This is a genomic window from Leucogemmata humicola (assembly GCF_055379415.1).
Map to the genome: position 1 here is coordinate 3,810,865 of NZ_AP040875.1, position 12,411 is coordinate 3,823,275.

13 protein-coding genes are annotated in these 12,411 nt (G+C 64.1%); 9 read left to right on the top strand and 4 right to left on the bottom strand.

Translation table 11 applies throughout. From position 1 onward, the window contains the following. The first annotated feature begins 268 nt into the window (after positions 1-268). Positions 269-616: a PadR family transcriptional regulator gene (locus AC6H4Z_RS16195; RefSeq protein ID WP_497542997.1), complete on the top strand. Its 348-nt coding sequence runs from the start codon at positions 269-271 to the stop codon at positions 614-616. Continuing rightward, positions 613-3,279 carry an ABC transporter permease gene (locus AC6H4Z_RS16200; RefSeq protein ID WP_497542998.1) on the top strand — a complete coding sequence of 889 codons (2,667 nt, stop codon included), beginning with the start codon at positions 613-615 and terminating at the stop codon, positions 3,277-3,279. Before AC6H4Z_RS16195 ends, AC6H4Z_RS16200 begins: the two co-directional genes overlap by 4 nt. Positions 3,280-3,290: 11 nt before the next feature. On the opposite strand, the gene AC6H4Z_RS16205 is transcribed toward AC6H4Z_RS16200, so the two are convergent. Beyond that, a complete protein-coding gene (locus AC6H4Z_RS16205; RefSeq protein WP_497542999.1) occupies positions 3,291-4,799 on the bottom strand; it encodes a YifB family Mg chelatase-like AAA ATPase in 1,509 nt (502 codons plus the stop codon). Positions 4,800-5,044: 245 nt separating this feature from the next. Between AC6H4Z_RS16205 and AC6H4Z_RS16210 the strand changes: the two genes are divergently transcribed. From AC6H4Z_RS16210 to AC6H4Z_RS16235, 6 genes are all read left to right on the top strand, one after another. Then, a complete protein-coding gene (locus tag AC6H4Z_RS16210) occupies positions 5,045-5,701 on the top strand; it encodes an RNA polymerase sigma factor (RefSeq protein WP_497543000.1) in 657 nt (218 codons plus the stop codon). After that, entirely contained in the window at positions 5,694-6,719 is a 1,026-nt protein-coding gene (locus AC6H4Z_RS16215) for a hypothetical protein (protein ID WP_497543001.1), read from the top strand. The genes AC6H4Z_RS16210 and AC6H4Z_RS16215 overlap by 8 nt, the downstream gene beginning before the upstream one ends. A gap of 233 nt (positions 6,720-6,952) precedes the next feature. After that, positions 6,953-7,435 (top strand): MarR family winged helix-turn-helix transcriptional regulator, encoded by a 483-nt coding sequence (locus AC6H4Z_RS16220; protein ID WP_497543002.1) that lies wholly within the window; start codon positions 6,953-6,955, stop codon positions 7,433-7,435. A gap of 35 nt (positions 7,436-7,470) precedes the next feature. Next, positions 7,471-8,022, top strand: coding sequence for an SRPBCC family protein (locus tag AC6H4Z_RS16225; protein ID WP_497543003.1), 552 nt, complete (start codon positions 7,471-7,473; stop codon positions 8,020-8,022). Next, on the top strand, positions 8,012-8,662 hold the full coding sequence (locus AC6H4Z_RS16230; protein ID WP_497543004.1) for a hypothetical protein: 651 nt from the start codon (positions 8,012-8,014) through the stop codon (positions 8,660-8,662). Before AC6H4Z_RS16225 ends, AC6H4Z_RS16230 begins: the two co-directional genes overlap by 11 nt. A gap of 26 nt (positions 8,663-8,688) precedes the next feature. After that, entirely contained in the window at positions 8,689-9,114 is a 426-nt protein-coding gene (locus AC6H4Z_RS16235; RefSeq protein ID WP_497543005.1) for a thiol-disulfide oxidoreductase DCC family protein, read from the top strand. 2 nt (positions 9,115-9,116) lie between these two features. Here AC6H4Z_RS16235 and AC6H4Z_RS16240 read toward each other — a convergent pair whose 3' ends face one another. The 3 genes from AC6H4Z_RS16240 to AC6H4Z_RS16250 form a co-directional block, all read right to left on the bottom strand. Continuing rightward, positions 9,117-10,109, bottom strand: coding sequence for an alpha/beta fold hydrolase (locus AC6H4Z_RS16240; RefSeq protein WP_497543006.1), 993 nt, complete (start codon positions 10,107-10,109; stop codon positions 9,117-9,119). 13 nt (positions 10,110-10,122) lie between these two features. Continuing rightward, positions 10,123-11,529: a M20/M25/M40 family metallo-hydrolase gene (locus AC6H4Z_RS16245; protein WP_497543007.1), complete on the bottom strand. Its 1,407-nt coding sequence runs from the start codon at positions 11,527-11,529 to the stop codon at positions 10,123-10,125. A gap of 141 nt (positions 11,530-11,670) precedes the next feature. Next, complete coding sequence (locus tag AC6H4Z_RS16250) at positions 11,671-11,958, bottom strand: hypothetical protein (RefSeq protein ID WP_497543008.1); 288 nt, start codon at positions 11,956-11,958, stop codon at positions 11,671-11,673. Between the two features lie 131 nt (positions 11,959-12,089). Between AC6H4Z_RS16250 and AC6H4Z_RS16255 the strand changes: the two genes are divergently transcribed. After that, complete coding sequence (locus AC6H4Z_RS16255) at positions 12,090-12,401, top strand: hypothetical protein (RefSeq protein WP_497543009.1); 312 nt, start codon at positions 12,090-12,092, stop codon at positions 12,399-12,401. The last annotated feature ends 10 nt before the right edge of the window (positions 12,402-12,411 follow it).

Sequence of the window (12,411 nt, forward strand, 5' to 3'; positions counted from 1 at the left end):
GCCGCTCGTCGCCTCCGTTACGGACACACGGATCCGACTTGGACATCCGCATCTGTCCCTCAATCCCGAGGCAGCACCCGTCGGGGGTAGGTGCCGGGCCGTCGATGACAGCGCGTGACCTCGTGCTCGAGTTGTGCGATGCGCATCAAAGGCGATCGACGGCGACAGAAATCGGCACTCGTCACCGCGGCGACTCCCCTTGCGACGCAAGGGTGAACGGTTTAACCATCCCTTGTGTCACAAGGGTAAGACTCCTTCGCCCACGCCAATGGCCGACGCCGAAATCGATCTGCTCCGCTCGAGTCTCGATCTGCTGGTCCTCAAGGCCCTCTCCTGGGGGCCGATGCACGGCTATGCCATCAGCGAATGGGTCGAGTCCGCGACCGACGCCCTGCTCCTCCTCGAAGAGGGCACGCTATATCCCGCGCTCCACCGCCTCGAGCGACGCGGCTGGATCAATGCGGAATGGGGCATATCGGACAACAATCGGCGCGCGAAGTTCTACAAGTTGACGGCCGCCGGCCGCACGCGATATCGCGCCGAGGCCACCATCTGGCATCGACACGCTGCAGCGATCGCCGTCGCGCTCAAGCGGACGTCGGCGGAGACCGTATGAGCCTCACTCCAGGTTGGCGACGGCTACTTCGGCTGTCCATCGGCAAGCGCTCGGTCGAGCGCGACGTCGACGACGAGCTCGCATTCCATCTCGCGATGCGCAAAGAGAAGCTGCGCGACGCAGGATTGACCGACGAAGCCGCGCACGCGCACGCCCACGAGCGCTTTGGCGACACGACACGTGTACGCGACGAGCTACTCACCATCGATCGGCAATACGCACGGGAGCTGCGCACCATGGAATGGATCGAATCTGTCTGGGCAGACCTTCGCTTCTCGCTGCGCACCATGCGCCGCATGCCCGCGTTCACCACGGTGGCGACGTTGACGCTCGCGCTCGGGATCGGTGCGACGTCAGCCATGTTCACGCTCGTCAACGGTATCCTGCTGCGACCGCTGCCGTACCCGCATGCCGACCGGCTGATCCGACTCATTCAGTCCTATCCCGAGAAGGGCCTGGATACGTGGGGCGTCAGCCAACAAAACCTCGCGCTCTATCACGATCGCTCCACGGATTTCGAGGCGTTCGCCGGCTACCGTGTCAGCAGCATCACGATTCGCGGCGATCGTGGTCCTGAACGGCTAGCTGTCGTCTGGGCGACATCAGAGTTCTTCAAAGTCGTCGGCGTGAATCCGGCGATCGGCCGCGCGTTCACGCAAGAGGAGGACAAGCCCGGTCAAAACAACGTAGTCGTGCTCAGCTACGCGACGTGGCAAACGCGCTTTGGCGGCAACCCGTCGATCGTTGGCACCACGTTGGACGTCGACGGCAAACCAATGACGATCATCGGCGTGATGCCGGCCGGGTTCGCATTTCCGCGGCCAGAAGTAAAGGCCTGGCTGCCGATGGGACTCGATCCCAATCGGCGATATGGATTCTTCAATAGCGGCCTTGGCCTCCTCAAGCCAGGCATCTCGATCGAGCACGCCGAGCGCCAGACGACGGCAATCATGTGGGATTGGGCCCGACAGACGCCGACCGTCAACGGCATAGATCCAAGCAAGACGAAGATGAAGACCATCCTGCGGCCGATGCAGGAAGCCCTCACCGGACGAAGCACCCGGCCGCTGACAGTTCTGCTCGCGGCAGTCTCGCTCATTCTGCTGATCGCCGTCGCGAACGTCGCGACACTATTGTCCAGCCGTGCCGCCGGGCGCAGCCGCGAAATCAGCCTACGCACGGCGCTGGGCGCGACAGGCGGTCGCCTTGTTCGCCAGTTGCTTACGGAGAGCCTCACGCTCGCGCTCCTCGGTGCTATCATTGGCGTCGCTCTGGCATTTGCCGGCCTCCGCGTGTTCACCCATTCGACGCTCGCGGCGCTTCCGCGCATCGACGAGGTCACGATCGACGGACGCGTGCTGGCATTTACGCTGCTGATTTCGGTAGCGAGCGGCGTCCTATTTGGATTGCTTCCGGCGCTGCACGCCGCACGATCGCGCCTCTCGTCCGATCTCACGGCAGGGCAGCGAGAGAGCTCACACCGCGGAACGCGTCGCCTCAACAACGGACTCGTCGTCGTTCAACTGTCGCTCTCTGTTGTGCTGCTCATCGCCGCGGGGCTCGTGCTCAAGAGCTTCCAGCGACTGACGCACGTCGACTTCGGCTTTCGCACCGACGGGGTTACGTCGATCGCACTCCCGCTACCGGCGCGGATCGCCAGTTCTGCGGCTGCGACGAATGCGTTCGTGAACTCCGTGCTGCCACAAGTTCGCGCCGTTCCCGGCGTAGACGCCGCGGCACTCACGGGCTCACTGCCATTCGGCGAGGACAACAACTACGACGGCTATCTCATCGAGGGCAGGCCGATTCCGGCGTCGGGTAACGAAGATCAGATCTATCAGACGCCGGTAAGCCCGGGATACTTCTCGCTCGTCGGAATTCCGCTCTTGTACGGTCGCGACTTCACAGCCGCCGACGACTCGGCGAGCCTTCCCGTCGCGATCGTCGATCAGACGCTTGCGAAGCGCTATTGGTCCGGCGCTGCAGCGTTAGGGCGGCGCATTCGTGTGACGGGTGATACGACGTGGTTTACGATCATCGGCGTTGCGGGGGCGATCCGTGACGGCGACGCGACGAAGGATGTGGAGCCGCACCTCTACAACAGCCTTCCACAAACGGGTGGCAATCCGCTTTCGCTTGCCATTCACACCCGCGGCGATCCGTCGAGTGTGATACCCGCGGTAGAACGCGCGGTCTCACAAATCGATCCCGCGATTCCGTTTGCCAGCGTCAGGTCGTTCTCGTCGATCGTCGACGACTCGTTTGCGACGCGGCGACTGACGAAGATTCTACTCGGCGGATTCGCGCTGTTGGCGATGGTGCTCGCGGGCGTCGGCATCTACGGAGTGATGTCGCTGCATGTCGCGAACCGCACCCGTGAGTTCGGCATCCGAATGGCCATCGGCGCCGAGCCGTCCGCGCTCGTGCGACTCGTGCTGCGCGAGGGAGCGTTGCTCGCGGGGCTCGGGATGGTGCTCGGCGTGGCCGGCGCGCTCGGTGCGACGCGTTGGCTTCAGAGTTTGCTCTATGATGTGAGTGCTACGGATCCCGTCGTGTTCGTGTCGCTGCCTCTGATCCTGGCCGGGATTGCCATCGCGTCCTGTTACGTGCCGGCGCGTCGAGCGGCGAAGGGCGATCCGCTTGCCGTGCTGAGATCGGACTAACGAGACTCGTCCTACGACGGACGATATCGCAACGCTTCAGCGACGTGAACGGCGCCAACAGCGGCGCTGCTTGACAGATCCGCAATCGTCCGCGCCACCCGAAGTACGCGATGATAGCCGCGCGCCGAGAGTTTGAGTGATTCCATCGCACCGGTGAGGAGCGTGCGCGCCTCCTCATCGATGCGGCCGCGCGACAGCAACAATCGTCCCGCCGCGTGCGCGTTACACCCAACGCCGGCAACGCCCGCGTATCGCTGCCGCTGAATCACGCGGCTCGCTTCGACGCGCGCCCGGATTGCCAATGACGATTCTCCGTCGCTCGATCGGTTGAGCGACGCCGGCGCCACCGCGCCGAGCGTCACGTGCATGTCGATCCGATCGGCGAGCGGACCTGAGAGCCGTGATCGATACCGCACGATCTCCGACTCGGCGCAGGTGCACACGCGTGTCGGCTCGCCCGCGTTGCCGCACGGACACGGATTCATCGCCGCAACCAGCGAAAACCGCGCTGGAAAGCTCACGCTCGACGCCGCCCGTGCGATCACGACTCGCCCGTCCTCAAGCGGCTGCCGGAGTGACTCCAGCGCACCGCGAGGAAACTCTAACAGCTCATCGAGAAACAAGACGCCGTGGTGCGCCAAGCTGACTTCGCCCGGCCTGGGCACTCCCCCACCGCCCACGAGTCCCGGAGACGAAATCGAATGGTGCGGTGCGCGGAAGGGGCGCGCGGTGAGGCACGCCGCCGACGACGTGAGCAATCCCGCAACCGAGTGAATCGCCGTGACCTCGAGCGCTTCGTCCTCCGTCAGCGCCGGCAGTATCGACGGCATTCGGCGTGCGAGCATTGTCTTCCCTGCACCGGGAGGCCCAACCAGGAGACACGCGTGCCCGCCGGCGGCAGCGATCTCCAACGCGCGCTTGGCCGTATCCTGTCCGACGACATCGGCGAAATCAGCACTGTCGTCCGTCGGCGCAGTACGCGATGCCGCCTCGGCCGGCGCCAGTGCGCCACACTGCAGTCCTTGTATCAACTCGAACAATGAGCTGGGCCCGGCGAGCGGCACCGAACGAACCAAGGCGGCCTCGCTGACGTTGGCCGGCGGGACGACGAACGCGCGCACGCTCGATCGACCGGCGAGATGTCGCGCCACCGACAGCACGCCACGCACTGCGCGGATCGATCCATCGAGACCGAGTTCTCCGAGGAAGACCAATCCTTCGACCGACTCGGGACGCACGACGCCGAGTGCGGTGAGGAGCGCGACGGCGATTGGCAAATCGAAACCAGTTCCCGCTTTGCGCGTGTCGCCGGGCGACAGGCTAACCGTAATTCGCCGCGGCGGCAGGACGAATCCAGAATTCGCGAGTGCGGCAGACACGCGTTCGCGACTTTCCTTGACCTCTCCGGCAGGCAAACCCACGAGTGTCCAATGCGGAAGTCCTGGGGCGACGTCGACCTCGACGCCCACGTCGTACGCGTCGATCCCGAGTACAGCGGCAGAGCGAATGGCGGCGAGCATCCGTCGATCCTAGTACGTCGCGTTCCCCGTTCGGCATCGGTCCGATGCATGTCGGGTGATATCCCCGCACCAGCCAAGGGTCGGTCATTGATACCGGACCCAGAAGATCCGCAATCACTCGAGGGTATGGCGGCACAGCGGCGGTAGGACGTAAGATTTCTCCGCGCTGCGGCATTAGAAATTTTGGAAACCGTTTGATCATAGCTCGCTCGTCCGCTTCTTCTGCCCCTCGACCCACCCAGTCGATGTCGATCGTACTCGGCCCAGCGGCACAATCGGTAGGCGCGCACAAGCCCGGCAGTAGCGTAGACAGCCCGCATGCCATGCGTGCCGCGATCGATCTCCTGCGTTCGTCCGAACGGGCCGTCGACGTTCTCAACCCCGACGAGCAGCATGCGCTCGAACTGATTTACCGAGCGTATAAGCCGATGGTTCGCGACGTCGTTTATCCGCTTTTGGCCTCCGCCTCAGACGCCGACGACGTCACGCAAACTGTTTTCCTGGGGCTCCCGCGCGCGCTCCGTCGCTATCAACACAACAACTTCGAAGCGTGGCTTCGTCGCGTCGCCGCACACGCGGCACTCATGCGACTACGTTCGGATCGACGAACGGATGAACGGCTCCAGCAGGTCAGTGCGACGTCGTCGTTGAACGATCCGGCCTGGCACGCAGCGATCACCGGTGAGGACGACTCGGAGCTGGACGAGCGATTCGGCATCATGCGCAGCGCCTTCTACGCACTTCCCGAATCGTTGCGTGAGGTCGTGTTCCTGCGCGCCATCGTTGGGTTGACGCACGAGGAAATCGCCGAGTGGCTCGAGATCTCGGTGGGTGCGTCGTACACGCGCTACTGTCGCGGTCTGCAGCAGGTTCGGCGAACGATCGAGGTGTCGCGTGAGTAGGCATCTCCGACCTGAGGACATCGAACGCTTCCTCGATGCCTATGCGGTGCAGGACGCTGCGACCTGTTGCGAGTACGAGCCGCACCTCGCGGATTGCGCCGAGTGCCGCGCAATGGTCGTCGAGCGTCGCAACCTGGAAAACCGCCTGAGATCAGCGTTCGTTCGCCCCGCTCGCGGCGTGAACGATGATGAGATCCAACGTGCGCGAGACCTCTGGTCGACGCGGCACATACCGATTCTGTTGGCGCCGATTCCGCAAACGTCCGCGCCATCGATACGGCAGGGGCGTCGAACGACGGTGCGGTCGCTCTCGGATGCGCGACGCGCTGGCGTCGCGGGAGGCAGCGGTTCGCGACAGTCGCCTGGCGTAGCGCCCCGTGTGTGGAGCGATCTCCGGGATCGTATTCACACTCGTCACGCCACGGCGCTGTTGGCGGTCGCCGTCAGCGCTGGAATCGTCGCAACGCTCGTGCTTCGCCATCCGGTCGAATCGCGAGAACGGGCCGTGGCCCCGTCGGTACCCGCCGTTGGCGCGACGAGTAACGAACACATCGTCGCCATCGCGAGCGTTCCAGTCGGAGTTGCGTTGCAGGCCGCGGCACCGAGGCGACCACGGCAGGCCGCGCGCACAACCACCGGTCCAGTGACGGCACTCGCCGCTCCCGTGGGCACAGCGACCAAGCGCGTTGCCGGAACTCCGCACACCGGCCCCTCCCGCGCGCTGCCGCCTGATTTCGTCATCCACGTCGCCAATCAGCTCCCGCCCGATCTCCGCGTCCGGTTCTTCTCCTGCGTCAATGCAGGGGTTACGGCCCTCCGCCTGTGCGCGCAGACCCTCGCTCGCGCCAGAGAAATTGCGACGACCTTCGAGAGCCCTGCCGTCGAATCAGATCCGCGCATCGCCTCCGATTCCGCCTTCGCCGAAGGCTGGAACGACATCCAGGAGCGAGCGATGCACAACGACGGCCTGCGTCGCGGGCTCGATCGCGTTCGAGCCCGGGCCGAGCGACGCAACTAGTCGGAGCACCCCGGCGCCTGTAAGGATTCCTGCTGCCGAGCATTTAGTACGCAGCAGTACGCGGGATGAGGATGTTATTCCGGCGGCTTGCGACGGCCAATGGGAGACAGCATTAGAGCCGCGACGCAGCGTCACCTGCTCTCACCGAGCGGCTGACGCTGCGTCGTGTTTTTGGCCCCTGGTGACCAATAGTTTGTGTTGACAAAGCTAATTATTTTTCGTACGCTCCGGGTATGCGTCTTCGCCCCGACGTCGCCGCCGTCTTTCGCGACTATCCTCGCATCTATTTCGCCTGCCATCGGCGCCACGTTCGCGACCCCAAGTCCGAACGCGCGGTGAGCGCGCGACAGGTCAGCATCCTCGACCATCTCGACGCCGATCAGCCCATGATGCTGAGCGATCTCGCAAACCACATGGGCGTCACGCCAGCGACGATGTCTCTCGCCATCGGCCGGCTCGTCGAACAGGGCTACGTGACCCGCGTGCTCGACCCGGTCGATCGACGCAAAGTTCAACTCCGCCTTACCGACGCCGGCGTCGGCATTACTGCCGCCAATTCTGTGCTCGAACCAACGCTCGTCGAGGACATGCTCGATCAGCTCAGCGACCGCGATCGTCGTGCTGCACTGCGCGGCCTCGAGCTGCTTGGTCGCGCCGCCGCTGCGGCGCAGCACGCGCGGACCAGCGCGCGTCGTCCACAGCGCAAAGTGTCCTAAGCGCGATACGACTCGCACTCCTTCCCCACTTTCACATGAAATGGGCTCTCCTCGCCATCAGTGTCGTGGCAGCACTCCTCGCAATCGTCGTGATCGTTGGCGCGCTCCAGCCGCGCGACCACGTCGTCACGATGACCGCACGCATCGCCGCGCCGCCCTCGGCGGTATGGGCCACAATCACTGATCCGAGCGCATTTCCCTCATGGCGACGGGACGTCACCAGCGTCGAGATTCTTCCGGCCACTCCGACCGGCCCATCGTGGCGTGAGCGTTCTCGTAACAGCGCTCTGACGATGGTCGTCGACGCCGCCGATCCGCCGCGCCGATTGGTCACCCGTATCGCCGACGTCGGTCTCCCCTTCGGCGGAAAGTGGATCTACGACGTCGCACCCGACAGCGCGAGCGGATCGTTCGTCACGATCACCGAGCAAGGCTCGGTCTACAACCCGGTGTTCCGCTTCGTTTCGAGATTCATGATGGGCCACACCGCGACCATCGACGCCTATCTCCGCGCACTGGGCAAGAAGTTCGGCAATGAACCCACACCAACGGTCGTTGGGCCAACGGGAGCGACACATGGGACTTGAAGCGAAGTGTCGCGCCCGCGTGACCGACGACTCGGGCAAGACGCGCGATGCGGAATCGACGGTGCTGCTCGAGACGGACGAGGTGATCGTTCGGGGTGAAGCACGCATCCGCATTCCGCGCACCGCGATCCAATCGGTCTCTGTTCGCGCCGGCACGCTCACGCTCACTGCGCCGGGCGCGCGCGTCGCTCTCTCGCTCGGCGCTGATGCCGCCGCGAAATGGCAGAAGAAACTCAGTGAGCCGCCAAAGCAGCTCATCGATAAGCTCGACATCAAGCCTGGCACCAAAGTATGGCTATTCGACATCGACGACACGGCGCTCATCGCGCAGGTCGAGGCGCGAGCCGGTACGGTTTCTCGCGGCCGCTCCGCGTCGGAATGCGACGTCGTACTCGTGGACGTAGACACTGAAAAAGAGCTCGACCGCATCGAGCGCGCGATCAATGCGACGCACGACGCCGGCGCAGTCTGGGTGATTCATCGTAAGGGTGCGGCAGGCGTTGCCGACACGACGATCTTTGGTCGCGCGAAGTCGCTCGGACTCGTCTACACCAAAGTTGCGCGCGTATCGGAGCGAGACACCGCTGAGAAGCTCGTGCGGCCGGTGGCGTCGCGTGGGGCAACGCGCCGGGCGCCATAGCGACCAGCCCCGTATCTTTCGGGCGAATGAATGACCGATCGCCAATCCTGCTCTACGATGGAAGCTGCGGCTTCTGCGCGCGAAGCGTGCAGTTCGTGCTCGACCACGAACGCAAACGCCATTTCCTAAATTTCACGCCGCTCGAGAGCGGTCTGGGACACGCGCTTCGTCGTCAACACACGGAACTCGGCGCAATCGATTCGGTGATCTGGTATGAACCCAGTGATCGCCCCGAGACAGGCACCGTATTCGTACGCTCCGCCGCCGTGCTTCGCGTGTTGCGATACCTCGGCGGCAAGTGGGGCGCGCTGGCGATGGTCGGTTCGATCGTACCGCGGCCGCTACGCGACTGGCTGTACGATGTCATCGCTCGGCATCGCAAGAAGATCATTCGCCAAGCGCCGTCGTGCCTCATGCCGACGCCCGACCAACGTGCGCGTTTTCTGAACTAAGCTCAGCGCCCCAGCAGAAAGCGTCGCACGGCACCAACAACTTCGTCTCGATTGCTGACGAAGATCCAGTGGTGCCCGCCGTGAATCTCGAGCACGCCGCCGTGCGCCATCTCCTTCTTGAACTGCAGCCGCGAAGGACGTTCGGCGATTTCGGTTCCGCGAATCATCTGCTGCAGTCCGGCCGCGTGCTCGCGATCGCTGCGCTGCCACGGCTCGAGTTGCGTCACGGTGTCCGTGACCGCGTAAATCGCCAACGCTGGAGCGCGCACCGCCTTGTAGTTCGGATGGTCGACGTCGATCGAGGTATAGGGTAGCGTGACCTCTTCGTTCCAACCGTCATACTTGTATCGCGCTCGAATATCGGCTTCGGGAATGTTCACGCCGCGCGTTGCGTGCACGAATGCCACGTATCCTGCGGCGGTAGCGGTATCTGCCGCTGCGGGCTGCGGCCGAGACGGAATGTCGAGCGCCACCGGAAACGCCTCGTCGAGCAGCGAGTCGGCGAGCACACGATCGTAGGCCGCGTCGAGATACACGAGTTTGGAAACACGATCCGGATGCTCGCCGGCCAACAGCGTCATCTCCTCGCCGGCGATCGAATGCCCAATGAGAATGACCCGTCCGAGATGTAGCCGGTCGAGCGCCGCGAGAATGTCATCGACGAGCCTCGGCGTATCGTAACCGGATTCCGGATGCGACGACTCACCGAAACCTCGGCGCGTAAGCGCGACGACGTGAAACCGATCGGTGAGCGCCGGCGCGAAGTCATCATAGGCGTGCGCTGTATTCCCTAGTCCGGCGAGCAGCACGACCGGCTCGCCCGTGCCACCGAAGTCGAGATAGTGCAGTCGCACGCCCGGCGCCACGTTGACGAAGCCCGACTTGTGGTGCGCCGGATCGACCCATGCATCGGCCTTTGGCTTCTGCCCGCTCGCGACACTCATCGGCGCGAGTAGCGCCGACAGAAGGATCCATCGGGTCACGGGAGAACGCATTCGACTTCTCAAATCAAGGCACCGGACGGGTCGACGTCATCTCCTTCACGAGCCGATACAGGAACTCCTGGCCGTCATAGTAAGATTTGATGAGCACACGCTCATCCTTGCCGTGTGCGCGACCGTCGTTCGGATCGCCGAAGATGCCCGACACGCCGTACCCCGGAATGCCGATCGCGCGAAGATATTTGCTGTCCGTCGCGCCTGTGCCCATGGTCGGAATCACGGCGACCGTGGGACCGAACACGTCGCGCGTGACCTTCTCGATCGGACCCATCACCTCGGACGACAGCGGGGACGGCGCGGCACGCTCCATCGCTGGCGCACGAGAGATCTGTACGCCTGTGTCGTTGGCGGCCTTGAGCAAACCGTCGCGCACCGCCGCAGGATCGTGGCCCGGCGCCATGCGGCAGTTCACATTGGCGGTTGCCGTTTGCGGCAGCGCATTGCGCGCGTGTCCGCCCGACAGCATCGTCGCCACGCAGGTCGTGCGCAGCATCGAGCGGTAGCGCGGATCCTTCGAGATCGTCGCCGACGCGGCGGCGTCATTCTGATTCGCTACGATGGCGCGCATCGCGGCGCCCATTTCCGGCGTTTCGATCGCGGCGGTCTTCGAGAAGTACGCCTTCGTCACCTCGTTGAGCATCACGGGAAACTGATACGTCGCGATCTGCGTGAGCGCCTGAGCAAGCTCGTAGATCGCGTTATCGTCGCGCGGCACCGACGAGTGGCCGCCGCGATTCGCCGTGGACACGGTGAAGTTGGCGGAGACCTTTTCGGCGGCTCCCACGGAGTTGATGAAAGGCTTGCCGTCGCGCAACGCGCCACCGCCGCCTTCGTTCAACGCGTATGCCGCGTCGATCTGCTCTTTGTGATTCGCGATTAGCCAGCGAACGCCGTTGGCTGGACCACCCTCTTCATCCGCCGTCAGCGCAAGAATGATGTCGCGCTCAGGAGTGTAGTTCTCCTTCTTGAAGCGCAGCAGATTGGCGATGAAAATCGACGCCATTGCCTTGTCGTCGCTCGTGCCGCGGCCGTAGTAGTAGCCGTCGCGCTCGATGAACTTGAAGGGATCGATGTCCGGCGACCAATCGGTCTTGAGCGCCTGTACAACGTCGAGGTGCGCGAGGAGAAGAATCGGCTTGGCCGCGCCGCCCTTGCCATGGTAGCGGATGACGACGTTGCCCTTGTCCGGCCGTCCGCCGCCCTGGAAGATGTCAGATGCGGGGAACCCGGCATCGAGAAAGCGCTTGGCAACGGCGTTTGCGGCGGTCGTCGTGTTTCCGACCGAGTCTGCCGTGTTGATCTCGATCAGCTCTTTGTAGATGTCATGCGCCAGCTGCTGGTGGGGCGGCAGCGCTTGCGCTGACAAAAGGGCGGGAACAGCAAGCGTTGCGAGGAGGGCAACCGACAAACGCATCGAAGGCTCCGGATGACAGAGGCGGCCGGGGCGGCCGAGGATGCGTGAAGGTTGTATCGCCGCCGTCTGTTCGGCTAGGCGGCCAAACCGCTCGGCGGAAGCTCTGGCGCCGCGCGAAGCGCTGGCGCCAGAGCGGAGAAACTACGCGCCGATACGCTTGCGAATGTCTCTCGCGCCGGCGGCAGCGCCCATGGCCACTGCACCACCGAACAACAGCGCCGTTCCGCCGCCAACGAGCGGCAATAGCCAGACGACCGGCGTGGCGACGAGCGCGGCGCCCACCCCGGCGGCGACCGGAAAGAGTCCTTTATGCACGGCGTCCACATACCGCAGCTTGTTCTGCGTGAATTGGCGCGCGACGAAATAGCCCCCGAGACCCGCAACTGCGGTGATGGCGAGGCCGACGAGTGTGAGAAGTCCGTGGAACACTGAGCCCTCCGTGTAGCGAATGTCTTACCGTCTGTCACCAATACGTACGCGGGCCACATGAGTTTCGCTCCGCCGCTGGTCCCACCCTTCGCGGTCCGATAGCTTGGTGTTGCCTGAGCCACGAGCTTACGATGGTTACAATGCGCGTCGTCCGCCACGATCGCCACGAGCAAGTGCTCGCCGACTGTCAGACCGCGGTCATCCCGGCGCGCGGTGAGGTCATTCAGCTCGACACGATCGATGCGTCCGGCGAAATGACCAGGCCGAGCACGCTCTGGCGCGTTGTATCGGTGACGGTGCACGTGCCGTCGCTCGCATCGTCTGCGCCGCCGGGCGACCAGGTTCGCGTGCGGAACGTCGAGGTCGCCGTATTGCCCGATGTCGCACTGTTCCCGGACTTCGAAGCCGCGGCCGCTCAGATCCTGTCCGAATCCAAGCTGTAGTGACGTTCAT

Bases quoted from the DNA above. Each gene is read 5' to 3' on its own strand.
- AC6H4Z_RS16195 (WP_497542997.1), top strand. From the start codon at position 269: ATGGCCGACGCCGAAATCGATCTGCTCCGCTCGAGTCTCGATCTGCTG.
- AC6H4Z_RS16230 (WP_497543004.1), top strand. From the start codon at position 8,012: ATGGGACTTGAAGCGAAGTGTCGCGCCCGCGTGACCGACGACTCGGGC.
- AC6H4Z_RS16225 (WP_497543003.1), top strand. From the start codon at position 7,471: ATGAAATGGGCTCTCCTCGCCATCAGTGTCGTGGCAGCACTCCTCGCA.
- AC6H4Z_RS16210 (WP_497543000.1), top strand. From the start codon at position 5,045: ATGTCGATCGTACTCGGCCCAGCGGCACAATCGGTAGGCGCGCACAAG.
- AC6H4Z_RS16235 (WP_497543005.1), top strand. From the start codon at position 8,689: ATGAATGACCGATCGCCAATCCTGCTCTACGATGGAAGCTGCGGCTTC.
- AC6H4Z_RS16220 (WP_497543002.1), top strand. From the start codon at position 6,953: ATGCGTCTTCGCCCCGACGTCGCCGCCGTCTTTCGCGACTATCCTCGC.
- AC6H4Z_RS16205 (WP_497542999.1), bottom strand. From the start codon at position 4,799: ATGCTCGCCGCCATTCGCTCTGCCGCTGTACTCGGGATCGACGCGTAC.
- AC6H4Z_RS16200 (WP_497542998.1), top strand. From the start codon at position 613: ATGAGCCTCACTCCAGGTTGGCGACGGCTACTTCGGCTGTCCATCGGC.
- AC6H4Z_RS16245 (WP_497543007.1), bottom strand. From the start codon at position 11,529: ATGCGTTTGTCGGTTGCCCTCCTCGCAACGCTTGCTGTTCCCGCCCTT.
- AC6H4Z_RS16240 (WP_497543006.1), bottom strand. From the start codon at position 10,109: ATGCGTTCTCCCGTGACCCGATGGATCCTTCTGTCGGCGCTACTCGCG.
- AC6H4Z_RS16255 (WP_497543009.1), top strand. From the start codon at position 12,090: ATGGTTACAATGCGCGTCGTCCGCCACGATCGCCACGAGCAAGTGCTC.